Raw genomic sequence first — 16,212 nt, 5'->3', positions numbered from 1 at the left:
TTTATGATGTTTTTGCTTGTTTTACCGCAAATGCAAGGCGACGCGGGCAAACAAAACATCGGGGTTTACGGGCTTGCGCAGGAAATCCACGGCCCCGAGGCTGAGCCCCATGGCCTCGTCCTCGGCCAGGCTCTTGGCGGTCAGGAACAGCACCGGTATGCCGCTGCTGTGGGGATCGGCCTTCAGGCGGCGACAGGTCTCGAAGCCGTCCATGTCCGGCATCATGATGTCGAGCAGGATCAGGTTCACCGGCGATGCGGCGACGATCTGCAGCGCCGTCGCGCCGCTGGTGGCGACCTTGGTGTTGTACTTGTCCTTCAGCAGATTGGCCAGCAGCGTGATGTTGTCCGGCGTATCGTCGACGATCAGTATCGTGGGACGGTTGGCTTTGACGTTCATGAATCCTCCTGTTCCTGTGCGACCGCCGCCAGCAGCTTGCCAGCGGCCTCGAATTCGTAATGCGCCATGTGATTGGCCAGGCGGGTCATCGCCGCCGCCGGCAGCAGCGTCGCCAGCGAGGCGCGCACGCTGCCGAAATAATCCACGCTGTCGCCGCTGAACTCCGCCAGCAGCGCGCGCAGCTCGGCCAGCGCCTGGCGCGCGTCGACGGTGCCCGGTTCGGCGCGCGGCGGCACCGGCGGCAGCGCCTTCATCGACAATCCCAGCCAGCGCGACAGCGCGCCATACAGGCGCTGCGGATCGACCGGCTTGGTGATGTAGTCCTGCATGCCCTCGTCCATGCACTGCGCCTGCACGCCGGCCAGCGCGTGCGAGGTCACGGCGATCACCGGCAGCTCGTTGAAGCGGCTGTCCTGGCGCAGCAGGCGCGTGGCCTCGTGGCCGTCCATCAGCGGCATGCCCAGGTCCATCAGCACCAGGTCGTACACGTCCGGGCCGGCGGCCATCAGCAGGTCCAGCGCCTCGCGGCCGTTGCCCGCCACGTCGACCACGATGCCTTGCAGCTCCAGCAGCTCCACCATCACATCCTGGTTGTCGGCGCTGTCCTCCGCCAGCAGCACGCGCGCGGCGCGGCGCGGCGACGCCAGCAAGGTCAGGTCGCCCACCGGCCCCTGATGCACGGCCGCCTGCACCGACACCGCCGCCGCGTCGGACAGCGCGAACCGCAGCTCGAAATGGAAGGTCGATCCAAAGTCCGGTTCACTCTCGACATCGATGCGACCGCCCATCAGCCGCACCAGCTGCTGCGAGATCGACAGCCCCAGGCCGGTGCCGCCGTAGTGGCGCGTGGTCGAGCCGTTGGCCTGGCTGAAGGCGCGGAACAACTTGGCCTTCTGCTGCTGCGTCATGCCGATGCCGGTGTCGCGCACCGAGAAGCGCAGCGTGGCCTGGCCGTCCGGCGCACTGTCCGGGCCCGGCTCGCAGCGCAATTCCAGCTCGCCCTCGGCGGTGAACTTGACCGCGTTGTTGACCAGGTTGACCAGCACCTGCCCCAATCGCAGCGGATCGCCCACCAGGTAGCGCGGCACGCCGGGCGCGGTCGTGACCAGGTAGCGCAGGCGCTTGTCCTCGGCGCGCTGCGCGGTCACGCTGGAGACGTGGGCCAGCACGTCCTCCAGCGCGAACGGGATGGCCTCCACGTCCAGCCGCCCCGCCTCGATCTTGGAGAAATCCAGGATGTCGTTGATGATCCCCAGCAGCGACAAGGCGGCGCGGTGGATCTTGCTGATGTAGTCGAACTGCTTGGGCGTCATCTCGGTGCGCAGCGCCAGGTAGGCCATGCCGATCACGGCGCTCATCGGCGTGCGGATCTCGTGGCTCATATTGGCCAGGAACTCGGACTTGGCGACGTTGGCCGCCTCCGCCGCGATGTTGGCGTTGACCAGTTTCTGTTCGCGCTCGCGGCGGTCGCTGATGTCGCGGATGAAGGCGCAGAACTCGACGTTGTCCGGCCCTTCCGACCTGACGTGGGTGATCGCCAGCTCGATCGGGAACTCGCTGCCGTCGCGGCGCAGCGCCGCCACTTCGATGCGCGTGTCGAGCACCTTTGCCGGGCCGTTGCCGGCCATGTAGCGCTGGATGCCGCGCCGGTGGTCGTAGCGGTAGCGCGGCGGGATGATGGTCTGGTCCAGCGCCAGTCCCAGCGCCTCCTCGCGGCTCCAGCCGAAGATGCGCTCGGCCTGCGCGTTCCAGCCGACGATGCGGCCGGCCAGGTCCATGCGAACCACCGCGTCGAGCGCCGTGTCCAGGATGGTCTGCAGCTTGGCTTGGCTGTCGCCCAGCTGCCGCAGGGAGGTCGTCACTTCCCGGGTGCGGGCGGCGATGCGCAGTTCGAGGTCGCTGTTCAATTCGCGCAGCTCGGATTCGGCGTCGCGCAGGCGGGTCAGCGTATCGCGGAAGCGCAGCACGGCGCCGGACAGCCGGCCCACCTGGTCTTCGCGATCGATGCCGGACAGTTTGATGTCGGTCTCGCCGCGCGTCAGTTTCTCAAGGCCGGCCTGGATATCGGCGAACGGCCGCGCGGCGCGCCGGCCCACCACGAAGATCGACAGCACGATGCCCAGCGCCAGCAGCAGGTTGGCCGCCACCGTGTTGTAAAGCTGGCGCCGCAGGTCCTGGTCGATCTGCTGGCGCGAGAAGGCCAGCTCGATCGAGCCGACCGCATAGCTGCGCCGCACGTCGGTGAAGCGGATGTCGCGCCGCACCTTGATCGCGGCCACCGGCTCGCGCAGCGGCGAGACGTAGCTGGCCAGTTCCGCGCCGTTGGGCGCCAGCACCCGCAGCACCAGCACTTCCGGCGTCGCGCCGGAGGCGTCGACCACGCTGGAGACGGCCGCGCTGTTGATGTCGAACAGCGGTCGCGCCAGCGCCTGCGACAGCACCGCCGCCAGCCGCTCGGCGCGTTCGCGCAGGTTCTGTTCGGCCTCGCTCTTGAGCGTCTGCAGCACGTAGGTGGTGTAGATGGCGGTCGACAGCGTCACGGAGACGAAGATGCCGAACCCCAGCCGCAGCAGGATGTTGCGGCGCCATGCGCTGCGCAGCCGCGCCAGCGGGCCGCCGCTCAATGCAGGGCCCCGCGTATCAATGGCGCACTCCCTCGGCCGCTTCCAGCTTGCGGTAGGCCGCGCTGTTGCGGGCTTCCTCGATGGCGCGCCAGATGCGCTCCGCCAGCTGCGGGCGCGCCGCCACCATGCCGTGCGAGAGGATCAGGAAGTACGGCTTTTCGATGATGGGGATCGGCAGCTCCTCCAGTTGCGGCGCCAGCGGGCCGTGCATCAAGCCGTTGGCGTCGCTGCCGCCGATGGCCGCCGCCGCCACGCGACCGGCGATCAGCTTGCGCGCCAACTCGTCGGCGCGCTGGCTGCCCTCGTCCACCTCGACGTTCTGCGCGCGCAGCACGTCGCCCACCGAGTATCCGAGCTGGAAGCCGATGGCGCCATCGAGGTTGTGGAAGCTCTTGCCGTCCCATTCCACCTTGCTGCCTTTTCTACGCACCACCATGTAGCTATCAATGTGCATGCGTTTGCTGGCGTCGATCTGCTGGCCGCCGGGGTACTCGCCCAGCTCGCGCCGGTCCGGCTTGTAGCTGACGGCGAAGGCGCCGTCGACGGCGTTGGCTTTGAGCTCGGCCAGGCAGCGCTTCCACGGGACGGACTGGTAATCGAAGCGGATGTCGAGCTGCTGCTCGACCATCTTCAGCAGCGCGAAATTGAGGCCGCCGCCCTGCCTGGTGCGCCACGGCAGAACGTCCTGCTGCTCGAAGCACAGGGCGACCGTCTCCTTGCCGGCGGCGCCAGCGGCCGGAGACAGCAACGACAGCGCCAACAGCGCGCCGGCGCAGCTGCGATGTATGCCGTGCTTCCTCATAGACCTCCCTGGCGATCAGCCGATAGTGCGTATGCTGAAGTCTACCCCAACTTCATCCCACTGCTCCTGCTCCTTCTCCAGCCAGTACGACAGGGTCGGATGGTCGCCTATCCATTCGCGGCGGATTTCCAGCTCGATGCGGTTCTTCATGCGCAGCTTGATCAGGGTGAAGTCGATATCCAGCCGCGAGTGCATGAACAGCACCGCCAGCCGCAGCGCCACCACCGCCCTGGTGAAATCCGGCTCCGTCAGCGCGTCGACCACCTTGCGCAGGTTGCCCTTGTGGGCGGCGATCAGGCGCGCCATGGTCTTCTGCTCGCGCGAGGTGAAGCCCGGCAGGTCGGCGTTCTCGATCATGTAGGCGGCGTGCTTGTGGTAACCGGTGTGCGACACCACCATGCCCATCTCGTGCAGCAGCGCGCTCCAGTACAGATGGCGGGTGTACTGGTCGCTGGACGGCTTGGTCTGCGCGTACAGGGCCAGCGCGTCGTCGGCCACACGGTTGGCGCGCCGTTCATCGCAATGGAACTTGAGCAGACAGGCCTTCACCGATTGCTCGCGGCGGTCACGCTTGGTCGAACGCAGGTGCAGGTCCCACATCACGCCCATGCGCAGGCCGGCCTCGATCGGCTGCACCACCGGGATATCGAGCTCGCGCACCAGGCCGATCAAAATCGCCAGGCCGCCGATGATGGTGGCGGCGCGGTCGGGACGCAGGCCCGCCATCTCGATCCGGCTGACGTGGCCGAATTCGATGAAGCGCTGTTTGAGGGCGCTGAGGGTTTCGGCGTTGACTTCGCGGCCGATGCCGTTCTTGACGATGATGTCGGCGATGGTGCGGGCGGTGCCGGACGAGCCGTAGCACTGCTTCCAGAACTGCGGATGGTAAGGCGGCGCGGCGTCCTCGAAATGGCTGCGCGCCGACAGGATGGCCGCCTCGAACGACGGCGCGTCGACCCGGCCGCCGATGAAGAACGACAGGCTTTGCTTGACCGTGCCGACGCTGAACGATTCGACCTGCTCGATTTCCTGGCCGCGCCCCAGTATCAGTTCGGTGGAGCCGCCGCCGATGTCGATCACCAGCCGCCGTTCGCCCGGCAGCGCCAGCGCGTTGGCCACGCCCATGTAGATCAGGCGCCCCTCCTCCTCGCCGGAGATGATCTCGATCGGGTAGCCGATGGCCAGTTCGGCCTCGGGCAGGAAGGCGGCGGAATTGCGCGCCACGCGCATGGCCGATGTGGCGACCACGCGCACGCCGTCGAGGCGGTAGGCGGCCAGCACGGCGCGGAAGTTCTTCAGGCAGGCCAGCGCGGTCTGCATGGCGGCGGGGGTCAGGTTGCCTTGTTCGTCCAGGCCGGCGGCCAGGCGGATCGGCTCGCGCACGGACTTCAGGACGCGGATCGCCTCCCCGTCATGCTTGCCGATGTGGAGGCGAAAACTGTTGGAACCCAGATCTACTGCTGCGTACATATTTGGAAGCCTCTCTCGGCACACGGCAACGAAGGCTCGCGGGTGAATCAAACTAAACGATTTACATGATTATAATCACGATAAGCGCAGTTTGTTACCGGCTGATGACAGCGGTGTGGCTATTCACGCAGGCAGCGTGCCCGCCTGCGCCTCGGCCACGCGGTTGCGGCCCGCCTGCTTGGCCGCCTGCAGCGCCTCGTCGGCGCGCTTGAACAGGCTGACGGTGGTGTCGTCGGCGCGGATGGTGGTCACGCCCAGGCTGGCGGTCATGTTGATGACGGCCTTCCCGGCCTTGACCGGCAGCGCGGCGACCGCGTTGCGGATACGCTCGGCCACCATCAGCGCGTCCTCCTGCGAGGTGCGCGGCAGCTGGATGGCGAATTCGGCGCCGCCCAGGCGGCCCATCAAATCGCTGTCGCGCAGCTGCTTCTTGCAGACGTCGACCATGGCCTTGAGCACCTGGTCGCCCACCGGATGGCCGTAGCTGTCGTTGACGCGCTTGAAGTGGTCGAGGTTGAGGATGATCAGCGCGGTCGGCAGGCCGGGCCGGCGCGCCAGCGCGATCCACGGCGTCAGCGTCTGGTAGAAGCCGCGCCGGTTGGGCACATCGGTCAGCGCGTCGACCACCTCCAGCCGCGCCAGCTCGGCCAGCTGTTGTTCGCGGCCCAGCAGCAGCCAGGCGAAGGCGCTGTTGATCATCATCAGGTACAGCGCACCGATGCCCACGCCTTGGACGATGGCCGGGCTGACCCAGCCCCAGCCCTCCGGCACCAGCAGCGTCAGCAGGCCGCGCGCCATCACGGCCAGCGCCAGCAGCAGCGAGGACAGCACCAGGTAGCGCCGCAGCAGCGTGCCGGCGCTCCAGCTGCGGCCCAGCGCGGCGGCGCCGGCGATGGCAAACAGGCCGATCGCCAGCGAGCCGACGGCGATGCGGTCGGCGGGCGGCAGTTCCAGCAGCCAGGCGCCGGTGAACACGCCGCACGCCGCGCCCAGCGCCGGCAGCAGGTAGCGCCGCCACACGCGGCGGCCGGCCTGCTCCCACAACGCGGAGGCGTCCAGCGCGAAGCCGGCGAACAGCAGGCCGTTGGCGATCGGGATGGTCAGGAAGTCCGGCAGCGTGCCGCGCAGGTACAGCAGGGCCCAGGCCACGGCCTGGCACTGCTTGGCCATGCCCCAGGTGGAACTGGCCGGCGCCAGGCCGGCGCGGCGCCGCTCCTGCTCATAAAAGAACAGCGCCGCGCACAGGCTCAGATTGCCCAGCGCCAGCGCCAGTACCAGGGTTTTTATATCCATGACCTGCGGCGGGTCAGACCTCGTGCTCGACGTTGGTGCTGCCGTCGCCCATCTTGCTGGCCCAGGCCTGGGCGAAGTAGGCTTTTTCGTCCTCGGTCGGGGTGTCGTGCCAGAACACGATCAGCGTGCCCTTGTGGTCGTGCAGCTGGCTGACTTTCTCGATGAAGGCCTGCTTGCCGGCCATGTCGGCCAGCGCCACCACATAGCCGTAGACGCGGGTCAGGCGCTCCAGGCGGTCTGGCTCGGTGAAACTGTTGGTGGCGGTCAGCGTAGGGTGGTCTAAAAACATCGTCTCGTTCTCCATGGGGGCCGCCGGAAGGGGCTGGCCTGTGCTATCGCCAATGTACCTACAATTGTTGCTTCTGTAAATGCAATGTGGCTTACTGGCCGGCATGCTACTATAAAACGCCCCCGTAAATCCACAATACGCCCCTTGACCCAGTCCTCCCACCGGCCGCAAGTCCATACGCGCGGCGACAAACGTTCGCTGGAATTCCAGCCCGGCATGATCCAGAGCGAGATGCGGCTGTCGCGGCCGGACGACCTGGTGCTCAGCTACGCGCGCGCCATGATGTGCTTCGTGCTGTTCCATCCCAAACCCGAGCACATCGTCATGGTCGGGCTGGGCGGCGGTTCGCTGGCCAAGTTCTGTTACCGCTACCTGCCGCACAGCCGCATCACCGTGCTGGAGCTGCGCGCCGACGTGATCGCGCTGCGCGATCAGTTCGCCATCCCGCGCGACAACGCCCGCTTCCGCATCATCCAGGCCGACGCGGCCGCCTACATGGCCACGCTCGGCGGCGCGGCCGACGTGCTGCTGGTGGACGGCTTCGACGCCGACGGCCTGCCGCCGGCGCTGGGCAGCGCCAGCTTCTACGCCGACTGCCGGCGCGCGCTGCGGCCCGGCGGCGTGATGGTGGCCAACATCTTCAGCTACGATCCGCAGTACGGGCCCATGCTGCGGCGCCTGCGCGAGACCTTCCAGGGCCGCATCTGCTGGTTCCGTGGCATCGCCGGCAACAACCGCATCCTGTTCGCGGTCAAGGGCGGCAAGCCGTCGCCGGCGCTGGCCATGCAGCGGAAAGTGGCGCGCAGCCACGGCCTGGGCTTTGCCTTGCTCAACCGCCTGCTGGCGCACTGGATCGTGCTGCGGCTGCGCTGGAACCATGGGCGCTCCGGGGCGGGCTAGGCTGAAAACGTGGCTTGTATAAGACAATCCAGGGGCCAATGACTGTCCCGGGGGCATGAGTTATGCCACACTAGGCTCATCCGCCAGCCCCGCCGTCTCCACCCCGAAAGCGCCGCATGTCGCTGTTTTCCAAGTCGCCGCCGATCTCGCTGGCCGCCATGCTGACGCTGGTGACCGGACTGGCCGTGACGGGCATGCTGTTCGTGGCCGTCAGCGCGCTGGAATACGGCAAGATGGAGCTCGCTTTCCAGCAGCGCGCCCAGGCGCGCGCGGTCGCCATCCGCAGCGGCCTGGACGACACGCTGGAGCTGGTCACCATCCTCAACGATCTATTCAAGTCGGTGGGTCCGGTCAGCCGCGAGCAGTTCGGCGACTTCACCCGGCCGCTGCTGGCGCGCTATCCTTTCGTGCAAGCTTTCAATTTCCACCGCGTGCTGACCGACGACGAGGCGCGCCGCCACGAGGCCGCGCTGCGGGAACGCTATCCCGGCTACACCATGTTCGACGGCGGCCGCGTGCCGCTGTCGTCGCGTCCGCTGCACGCCATCGTCGATTATCTGGAACCGATGCGGGGCAACGAGGCGGCGTTCGGACTGGACGTGATGTCGCTGGGGCCGATGTCCAACACCATCAACCAGGCGGTGGCGGCCGGCACCACGCTGGCCACGCCACTGCTGAGGCTGGTGCAGGAACGGGGCAACCAGAAAGGCTTCGTGCTGCTGATGCCGGTCTACCGGCCGGGCGCGCAGACCGCCACCGCCGAACAGCGGCGCGCGGCGTGGATAGGCAACACCGGCGCCGTCATCCGCTCCACCGACTTGATCCACAAAATATTGCACGCCGCCGGCCTGCTGGACGACAGCTCGCTGGTGGTGCGGGTGTACGTGGGCGACGATGTCCGGCCGGACAACTTGATCTACAGCCTGGGCCAGCCGGTCGGACAGACGGTGGCGGCCAAGCCGCTGCAGCGCTGGCTGGCGTTCGACTACCACGACGTCTACACCCGCACCTTCAGCGCGGCCGGCAAGGCCTGGCACGTGCAGGTGACGCCGCTGCCGCGTCCTTTCCTGGCCAGTCACCTGGGTTCGCTGTCCACGCTGCTGGGCGGCCTGCTGTTCTCGCTGCTGACGGCGGCCTTCGTCAACTCGCTGGCGCGGCGCTCGGCGCGGGTGCAGCGGCTGGTGGACGAGCGCACCCGCGCGCTCCAGCTCAGCAACGAGCGCCTGAACGACGACGTCGCCGCCCGCAAGCGCACCGAGCAGGCGCTGCAGGAAAGCGAGCTGCGCTTCCGCCGCCTGCTGGCGCTGTCGTCCGACTGGTACTGGGAGCAGGACGAGCAGTTCCGCTTCACCAGCATCACCGGCGGCTTCTTCGACAAGGGCAAGCAGGACCCGGACCATTTCATGGGCAAGACGCGCTGGGAACACCATCCCGAGATGCGGCAGGCGCGCTGGGGCCAGGACCACATCGCGCTGCTGCAGGCCCACCTGCCCTTCCTCAATTTCGAATACGCGCTGGCCGGCACCGACGGCCAGCTGCACTGGTTCAGCATCAGCGGCGAACCCTTGTTCGACCCGGACGGCGTGTTCAAGGGCTATCGCGGCACCGGCACCGAAATCACCGAGCGCAAGCAGTCCGAGCAGCGCATCCACCACATCGCCCACCACGACGTGCTGACCGGCCTGCCCAACCGCGTGCTGCTGCAGGACCGGCTGACGCAGGCGGCCGCCTTCGCCAACCGCAGCGGCAACCCGCTGTGGGTCATGCTGATCGACCTGGACCGCTTCAAGTTCGTCAACGACAGCCTGGGGCACAAGGCCGGCGACCAGCTGCTCAAGACCGTGGCCCAGCGCCTGCGGGACAGCGTGCGCGAGAGCGACACCGTGGCGCGGCTGTCGGGCGACGAGTTCGTCGCCATCTTGACCGAATACCCGGACGAGGCGCTGTCGGTGGACGTCACGCAGCGCATCATGCGGGCGGTGGCGCAGCCGGTGCTGCTGGAGGGGAAGGAATTCTTCGTCACCTGCTCGATCGGCGTGGCGGTGTACGATTCGGACGGCACGCCGGCGCAGCGCCTGATCGAGCACGCGGACATCGCCATGTACCGCGCCAAGAAGCTGGGCCGCAACAACACGCAGTTCTACCAGCCGGCCATGAACGAGGAGGCGCTGGAGCGGATACGCATCGAGACGGCGCTGCGCAGCGCGCTGGAGCGCGACGAGTTCGTGCTGCACTACCAGCCGCAGGTGGACCTGGGCAGCGGCCGCATCGTCGGCATGGAGGCGCTGATACGCTGGCGGCATCCCGAGCTGGGCATGGTGGCGCCCGACCGCTTCATCGGACTGGCCGAGGAGACCGGCCTGATCGTGCCGATCGGCGCGTGGGTGCTGCGGACCGCGTGTACGCAGGCCAAGGCGTGGCAGGACGCGGGGTTCGGGGCGCTGCGGATCGCGGTCAATTTGTCGCCGCGCCAGTTCGGCGAGCCCAACCTGCTGGCCTCGATCGCGGAGGTGCTGGAGCGGACCGGCCTGCCGCCGTCCTGCCTGGACATCGAGCTGACCGAGGGGCTGTTCATGCACGACGTGGCGCTGGCGGTGGAGCTGCTGCACAAGTTGAAGGGGCTGGGACTGGCGTTGTCGATCGACGATTTCGGCACCGGGTATTCGAGCTTTTCCTATCTGCGCAGGTTCCCGATCGACGTGCTGAAGATAGACCGCTCCTTCGTCAGCGACATCGGCGATGGTGACGAGGCGGCCATCGTGGTGTCGATCATCGCGCTGGCGCACAACCTCAAGCTGCGCGTGATCGCCGAGGGCGTGGAGACCGCCGCGCAGCTGGACTACCTGAGGCTGCACGGCTGCGACGAGATCCAGGGCTACTACTTCAGCCAGCCGGTGCCGGCGGCGGCGTTTGAGGGGATGCTGGCCGAGGGCAGAAATTTGCTGCCGGTAAGCCATGGAAATTCCGGCTAATTTTATCCCGATGAAAAGTTATCAACTGTGGAGATCAGCGTTGCGCCGCAACTCGTCTTGTCGCCATCATAAGCAACTGCTTTACCATTGATTAGATGCTTGGGATTTCCACTAGCGATGGTGCAATTTTGGTGTCCGCTGATCGGGCAAACGCATTTATCTCCAACTAGAGCGACGGCCTTTCCGCTGACTGTAAAATAAGGAACAGTACTCGCAACAACCTTACCACCGTGCGATGTAGGATCGCCCACTCGAATTACATTCGGCATTTTCAACCTCCTCGACTTGGATAGGAGTTAGATTTCACTGATAAGGACGCACTCGGATAGACGATGTGAGCTTATCCCAGATGGCCACCGCTTCCTCATCTGTGACGCTGGGCTTGGCACCGCCAATCTGATTACCTCGAATTCCCGAGTGCAGTTCCAGATCAAGCACTGGCAGATATGGATTGTTCGGCTCGCCCTGGCTAACAAATGCAAATTCGTGAGACTCTCCTGCCGCCGCTTGCGCAGGCATTCTAACCAATACTTCATAGCCAACCCATCGGCCAATCTCGCGTTTCCCCTGTCTCAAATTTTTGATCCGCTTATACCAAGCCCCCTCGCCTCGATCCTTAGCGATCTGTTCAGCCTGCTTGAGCCTCGGCTCCAGAGCGTCGGAGGGCACAAGAATATCTTTGTTGGTTGTTGAAAGAGAAAAGTGCACGTCGGGAAAGTTCGTCAATCTCACACCCACCCCCACCATCTCGAAGATCGGTTTCCCAGCATCTTTGATAAACCCATCTTCAATACAAACGCCGCTCTCAGCGGGAATCGCCATGTTGCGGCGGCTGCGAAACAGAGGGGCCATCGAATTAAGTTCTGTAAGAACCTTGCCGTACTTCTCTGGAGCTCCCATGGCTTCGGCCTCCTGCATAAGGACATCCTCTTCTGACTTTACATAAGATTCGATGCTATAAAACGCAAAACTCCCTGCGCTGGCTCCAAATAAGATCTTTTGTCCAGGCATAACGCCATTGATCATCTTGCCAAACATCGAATCCTTAGCGGCGAGTGCGCCATATACGTCGGGCTTTGCCTTCTGTATCTCAACCAACCTATCCGCGACAAGTTTCTCCATCTCATTTGCTTTACCGGGATACACCCTAACCGGATATGGCACCTCAGAAGGACCGTAGACTATCTCCGCATCAATGGGAACATCGATAAGGAACCTACCTATGCAAACAGTGCGAGTGTTCTCAAATAATTTAGCGATACGCGACGTTTCAGGCATATTTCCTCCTAGCGCACCTTGGTTAGAAATTTTAAAACATAAAAATATCGACCCGGCACATAAAAATGTACAAGCCAAATAAAATCGCAAGCGTCCGCCGATCATGGATGCCCCCATTTCATTGTCGCAGCAATGCGAAGAAGGCTGTAGATTGTTGAATATATAGCCGGCCAGCTTTTGTAGCTATTTTGATGTTCGTAGCCTACTTGACGAAAAACTCCACTAAATTTTCCGCTCAAAAGTTGTTGCTCAGAGGAGCGTAGCGGGACAGTTTGATCGCCGGGGCCGCCATTGACCCCAACGGTCACCGTGAACGACACCGCCTTCGCCGGTGGTTTACGGGGAGTTGATCCATCGGTATTAATGGTATCTGCATCGGCCTCGAAGAGTTCGAACTCTCCCTTCTCCTTGTCTGCCAGAATATGTAATGACTCCCATTGAACGCTGCGGTACTTCTTATCCAGATCCCAGCTTACTTTTGCCCAAGAAGGTCGAGCTACCTCTGCACTGTAATGCGCATAGCTGACAGGGTGGTACGTTGCGGCAATACTGTCATGAAATGATCCAGCGAGACCGATTAGCTCGCAAGTGCGATCGAAGTCCGGGCCACTTCGACGTGCCGGATTAATCCATTCCTCACGGATAAGACGATACCATTCGCTCCGTAAAGAATATATCTCGCCGTATGGATCGTTATTTATCGGCAAGCTCTGGAGCAGTTGGTCATTTTGAAAAATTTCAAGCCAACCGTTCCCGTATGCGCGGCTTGGGAGAAGCTCAAGTCCCCCCTGAGCATTTGCCAATACAGCAGTCACTTCAGAGCCATAGTTACCAAGTATTCGCGCGGCAACGCTCATTCCCAACGTTCCCTCGTCAGTCCCAGCACGCATACGCTTATAGGCCGCAGCAGCACCCGCAGCGGGCATGACGCCGTGAACTACCCCAAGTACCTCAGACTGAAGATTCCCCATTTCTGGGTGTATCAACGCTCGTGCTAGAAGCCCGCCCATCGAATGCGTCACGAGAATTACTTTTTCACATTGATACTTCTCACGATATTTTTCCATTAAAGTTCTAATCCGTGCACTGACAAGCCGCGCTGAATCCCGATTAGACATCAGCCAGTTGTAGCCCATCGCATGTACCGGATACCAGCAGTTAGCTGTGATTTTTTTGAACTCATCATCCGTTATAGCCTTCATCTGCGTTTGCGACGATGCCCCCCATTTAGCAGGATCAGTATTCAATACTTCGCCGAGTAACCAGGGATGGCTACTATTCAGCATTGCTTCGCATTGTTGCAAAATTAGCCCATAGCTACTAAATAGCACTTCTCCCCAGCCCCGTTCCATTGCTTTCATTTCTTTTGTTTTGAAATTTTTAGTTCCAACTGGGTCATCAACAAGAAGTGGGGTTTCATTGCCTCCTTCCAAATTCATATAAAAAAAAGGAATTTCGTGACGCTTAGCTGCGGTCTCCTTGGGGGTTCCGGTAAGATTCTTTTGTGGGTCATAAATATCGACCTCTGTCGCTCTCGGATCCAACTGGAGCTGTCGTCTTGCTGGGCTAGCATTTATCAACGGCAACATCGCATCAGCCCTGTCCGGTCGCCATGCGATATTGTCAGATTTTCCTAATTCTTGCTGCCGATTCGCTGTGTTACGCAGGTTTGATCCCATAATCCCCGGCAGAAAAATTACTGGAATAACTCGCTTAGGCGGCACAGACATCTTTTGAGGACTCTTGTCCTCTGTCGGCGTACAGCATCCCTTGGCAATAAGGCCGCCGCTCGCGATATTGACTCCCAGTTGAGTTGCCATATCACACCCTTAATCCAACAATTCTATTTGGTACGAAGAAAATGCCAATTTGGTACTAAATTTTTCGGTAAGCCCCGAATTATTCGTTACCCCCTCGAACACCTGACCGTCTTCCAACATGATTCGATATTTCCGACTTGCGATTGGCTCGTCAGTGCGTAGATCAGTCACTAAAACTTGCTGGTCGTGTGTGACTTCAGTACTGGGAAGATTCAGATTTTCTGGTGAACCATCGCCCCCGGCCTCATGAACGAACTTGGAAGACTTGATCGTATAAACACCGCTGCTTTGCTGGGTTATCGCTCCGCCGCCGTAGTTGATCTGGCATCCTTGGGCGACGAACTTTACGGCAGGCGCCTGAAGCTCAATGCCTTCGTTAGCAATTAACTTGATGCGTTTCAATGAAGTGATCTCAACGTCTCCGCCTTGTGACTGAATCCGAATATTTCCGCTGGCGGCGATTAATTTGATACCGAGTTTGAAAGCGAACATGCTTATGCCGCGAGTTGCTCTTAGCATCAAGTCGCGGCCGGCACCGATATGCGTATCGGTAACGCTAACCATGTCTACAGTGGACCTCGCTCCTAGCGCGAGCGATTGCTGGCTCCCAATGAACGCACCCGCCGGTGCGCTCACGGCGACAATCGGTTCGCCATCTCCATCCATCTTCTTTATTCGCCCCACCAGTTCGCCGAGTTCGGGGCCGTCCACAGAATCTTCCGCATGTTTTTCCGCCAACGTGGAAAGCTGCTGCGCTACCTGCTGAGACAGCTCCGCAGTGCTCGACAGTTCTTCTCGACTTAGTAGCGATCCGCTGGCATTGGGCTGGCCGCTCGCGGTGATCAAAACGCCTTTGGCGCCGCGAACCGAGACCACCTTATCGCTCCTGAGTTCGGCCCCCTCGCCTCGCGACTTAGCAGCGCCCTGCGCTCTCGGCTGGGTCAGAAAACCAAGGTTCAGTGCGCTATGACCATGATCGCTGGCGAGTTGCGCACTAATCTCCCCCTCGGTGTCGTCCAGCCGAAGCTGATTGCCACGCGTGCCCTTGATCTCACGGCTCTTGATACCGGAGAGGTAGCGGTTCCCCGGCAACTCGCCAACGTTGCTGAGTGCTGGCGGCTGCGCCTGCTGGTTGTAGAGCTGCCCGACGATCACCGGCTTGTCCGGATCGCCGCCGAGGAAGTTGACCAGTACCTCCGTCCCTACGCGGGGCAAGGCGACGGTGCCGCATTGCTGCAGGCTGCCCGGGCCGTTGCCGGCCCAGTTCGACGCCACGCGCACCCAGGCCGAATCCCGGTCGGAATCGGATGCGCCGATGCCGGCGGCTTCCTCGTGGTCAGCCGCGCGCGTGCCGGGGAAGCGGATTTTGACTCGTCCCATTTGGTCGCAATGCACCTCCTCCCCTTTCGGGCCGACAACGATCGCGCTTTGCATCAGCGCCTGCGGCAGGTCGGTGCGCGGATCGTAGGCCGGCACGATGATCACGCCGCGCCGCACGGCCGTGAACTGGATGTGCATGCGCAGCGGCCCAGACGCCACCTTGTCCGCCACATACCTTTGCATCTGCAGCTCCTGGCCGCCCGGCATCCACCGGCTGCGGGCGAACAGCTTCTCCACGCGCGCCGCCAGCGCCTTGGGCAGGTTGTTCTGTGCATTCACCTGCAAGGCCGTGACGACAAAGTCCCGCTCCTCGGCCGGATGCCTGTCCACCTCGGGATGTTCGGCCAGCGTGAAGTACTCCCCCGCGCACAGGTCGCGCACACTGCCTTCGCCATGAAAGCATTTCGACTCGAAATCGTGCCGGCTCATGCGCAGCTTGCCGAGGCGGCACAAGTCCTCGTTGTCGCCGCCCGCATGGGGCGCCAGGATTTGATAGTCGTCCAGGCTGGCGGCCAGTTCGTTGCCGTGGACGCCTTGGTCCACGCCGCTGCCCACATCCGCCATCATGAAGTCGCGCCCCAGCGGGTTGCGATAGTCCCAGCTGTGCCGCGTCACCTTGCCGGCTTGCAGGCTGCGCACCGCGCTCCAGGAGGTGATCGTGTCGCGCTCCTCCGTGGCGGCGTCGCGGTGGTAGCTGATGGTGCCGGCGGCGTTGCGGCGCAGGCTGTCGGCGTTGTTGAACAGCACCAGCGTGTGCACCGGATATTCGCCGCCGACGGCGCGCACATACCAGCCGATGCCGCGCCGCTTCAGCAGGCGCCGGATGAAGGCCGCGTCCGATTCGTTGTGCTGCATCGTGAATTCGCGTTGCGGGTATTCGCGGATGGTGAAGAATTCATCCAGCTCGTGCTTGAAGCACACGCCCAGGATAACTGTTCTGCCGCCATTCGTTCAGATGCGCTGCACGATCTCCACTTCAATCCAT

Annotated in this window: 12 protein-coding genes; 2 read left to right on the top strand and 10 right to left on the bottom strand. The window is 63.0% G+C overall.

Features of this window, described 5'->3' with window-relative positions:
- Positions 1 to 21: 21 nt before the first annotated feature.
- The 6 genes from HUX88_RS10735 to HUX88_RS10710 all read right to left on the bottom strand — a co-directional run bounded on the left by HUX88_RS10735 (position 22) and on the right by HUX88_RS10710 (position 6,877).
- On the bottom strand, positions 22 to 399 hold the full coding sequence (locus HUX88_RS10735) for a response regulator (protein WP_117009777.1): 378 nt from the start codon (positions 397 to 399) through the stop codon (positions 22 to 24).
- On the bottom strand, positions 396 to 3,023 hold the full coding sequence (locus HUX88_RS10730; RefSeq protein ID WP_229219285.1) for an ATP-binding protein: 2,628 nt from the start codon (positions 3,021 to 3,023) through the stop codon (positions 396 to 398). The genes HUX88_RS10735 and HUX88_RS10730 overlap by 4 nt, the downstream gene beginning before the upstream one ends.
- 16 nt (positions 3,024 to 3,039) lie before the next feature.
- Positions 3,040 to 3,825, bottom strand: coding sequence for an ABC transporter substrate-binding protein (locus tag HUX88_RS10725; protein WP_117009776.1), 786 nt, complete (start codon positions 3,823 to 3,825; stop codon positions 3,040 to 3,042).
- A 15-nt stretch (positions 3,826 to 3,840) separates the two neighbouring features.
- On the bottom strand, positions 3,841 to 5,295 hold the full coding sequence (locus HUX88_RS10720) for a Ppx/GppA phosphatase family protein (RefSeq protein WP_117009775.1): 1,455 nt from the start codon (positions 5,293 to 5,295) through the stop codon (positions 3,841 to 3,843).
- Positions 5,296 to 5,418: 123 nt separating this feature from the next.
- Entirely contained in the window at positions 5,419 to 6,588 is a 1,170-nt protein-coding gene (locus tag HUX88_RS10715; RefSeq protein WP_176361761.1) for a diguanylate cyclase, read from the bottom strand.
- A 13-nt stretch (positions 6,589 to 6,601) separates the two neighbouring features.
- The gene (locus HUX88_RS10710; protein ID WP_176361760.1) at positions 6,602 to 6,877 is read right to left on the bottom strand and encodes a hypothetical protein; all 276 of its coding nucleotides are present in this window, start codon (positions 6,875 to 6,877) and stop codon (positions 6,602 to 6,604) included.
- A 216-nt stretch (positions 6,878 to 7,093) separates the two neighbouring features.
- On the opposite strand from HUX88_RS10710, the gene HUX88_RS10705 reads away from it, so the two are divergent.
- Positions 7,094 to 7,777 (top strand): transferase spermidine synthase, encoded by a 684-nt coding sequence (locus HUX88_RS10705; RefSeq protein ID WP_308937122.1) that lies wholly within the window; start codon positions 7,094 to 7,096, stop codon positions 7,775 to 7,777.
- Positions 7,778 to 7,893: 116 nt separating this feature from the next.
- A complete protein-coding gene (locus HUX88_RS10700; RefSeq protein ID WP_176361759.1) occupies positions 7,894 to 10,749 on the top strand; it encodes an EAL domain-containing protein in 2,856 nt (951 codons plus the stop codon).
- Between the two features lie 2 nt (positions 10,750 to 10,751).
- Here the strand turns inward: HUX88_RS10700 and HUX88_RS10695 are convergent, their stop codons facing one another.
- The 4 genes from HUX88_RS10695 to HUX88_RS32960 are packed head-to-tail and all read right to left on the bottom strand — an operon-like array spanning position 10,752 to position 16,148.
- Positions 10,752 to 11,018, bottom strand: coding sequence for a PAAR domain-containing protein (locus tag HUX88_RS10695; RefSeq protein WP_176361758.1), 267 nt, complete (start codon positions 11,016 to 11,018; stop codon positions 10,752 to 10,754).
- 34 nt (positions 11,019 to 11,052) lie between these two features.
- Positions 11,053 to 12,132, bottom strand: coding sequence for a T6SS immunity protein Tli4 family protein (locus HUX88_RS10690; protein WP_176361757.1), 1,080 nt, complete (start codon positions 12,130 to 12,132; stop codon positions 11,053 to 11,055).
- A complete protein-coding gene (locus HUX88_RS10685) occupies positions 12,129 to 13,847 on the bottom strand; it encodes a triacylglycerol lipase (protein WP_176361756.1) in 1,719 nt (572 codons plus the stop codon). Before HUX88_RS10685 ends, HUX88_RS10690 begins: the two co-directional genes overlap by 4 nt.
- A gap of 9 nt (positions 13,848 to 13,856) precedes the next feature.
- Positions 13,857 to 16,148, bottom strand: coding sequence for a type VI secretion system Vgr family protein (locus tag HUX88_RS32960; RefSeq protein WP_373886776.1), 2,292 nt, complete (start codon positions 16,146 to 16,148; stop codon positions 13,857 to 13,859).
- Positions 16,149 to 16,212: the final 64 nt, after the last annotated feature.

It is taken from the genome of Duganella sp. BJB1802 (assembly GCF_013369445.1).
Taxonomy (GTDB): Bacteria; Pseudomonadota; Gammaproteobacteria; order Burkholderiales; family Burkholderiaceae_D; genus Rugamonas; species Rugamonas vulcania_A.
The sequence above is the reverse complement of the archived record's forward strand: the minus strand, read 5'-3'. Positions and strand labels throughout refer to the sequence as shown.

Bases quoted from the DNA above. Each gene is read 5' to 3' on its own strand.
- HUX88_RS10735 (WP_117009777.1), bottom strand. From the start codon at position 399: ATGAACGTCAAAGCCAACCGTCCCACGATACTGATCGTCGACGATACG.
- HUX88_RS10725 (WP_117009776.1), bottom strand. From the start codon at position 3,825: ATGAGGAAGCACGGCATACATCGCAGCTGCGCCGGCGCGCTGTTGGCG.
- HUX88_RS10720 (WP_117009775.1), bottom strand. From the start codon at position 5,295: ATGTACGCAGCAGTAGATCTGGGTTCCAACAGTTTTCGCCTCCACATC.
- HUX88_RS10715 (WP_176361761.1), bottom strand. From the start codon at position 6,588: ATGGATATAAAAACCCTGGTACTGGCGCTGGCGCTGGGCAATCTGAGC.
- HUX88_RS10710 (WP_176361760.1), bottom strand. From the start codon at position 6,877: ATGTTTTTAGACCACCCTACGCTGACCGCCACCAACAGTTTCACCGAG.
- HUX88_RS10705 (WP_308937122.1), top strand. From the start codon at position 7,094: ATGATCCAGAGCGAGATGCGGCTGTCGCGGCCGGACGACCTGGTGCTC.
- HUX88_RS10700 (WP_176361759.1), top strand. From the start codon at position 7,894: ATGTCGCTGTTTTCCAAGTCGCCGCCGATCTCGCTGGCCGCCATGCTG.
- HUX88_RS10695 (WP_176361758.1), bottom strand. From the start codon at position 11,018: ATGCCGAATGTAATTCGAGTGGGCGATCCTACATCGCACGGTGGTAAG.
- HUX88_RS10690 (WP_176361757.1), bottom strand. From the start codon at position 12,132: ATGATCGGCGGACGCTTGCGATTTTATTTGGCTTGTACATTTTTATGT.
- HUX88_RS10685 (WP_176361756.1), bottom strand. From the start codon at position 13,847: ATGGCAACTCAACTGGGAGTCAATATCGCGAGCGGCGGCCTTATTGCC.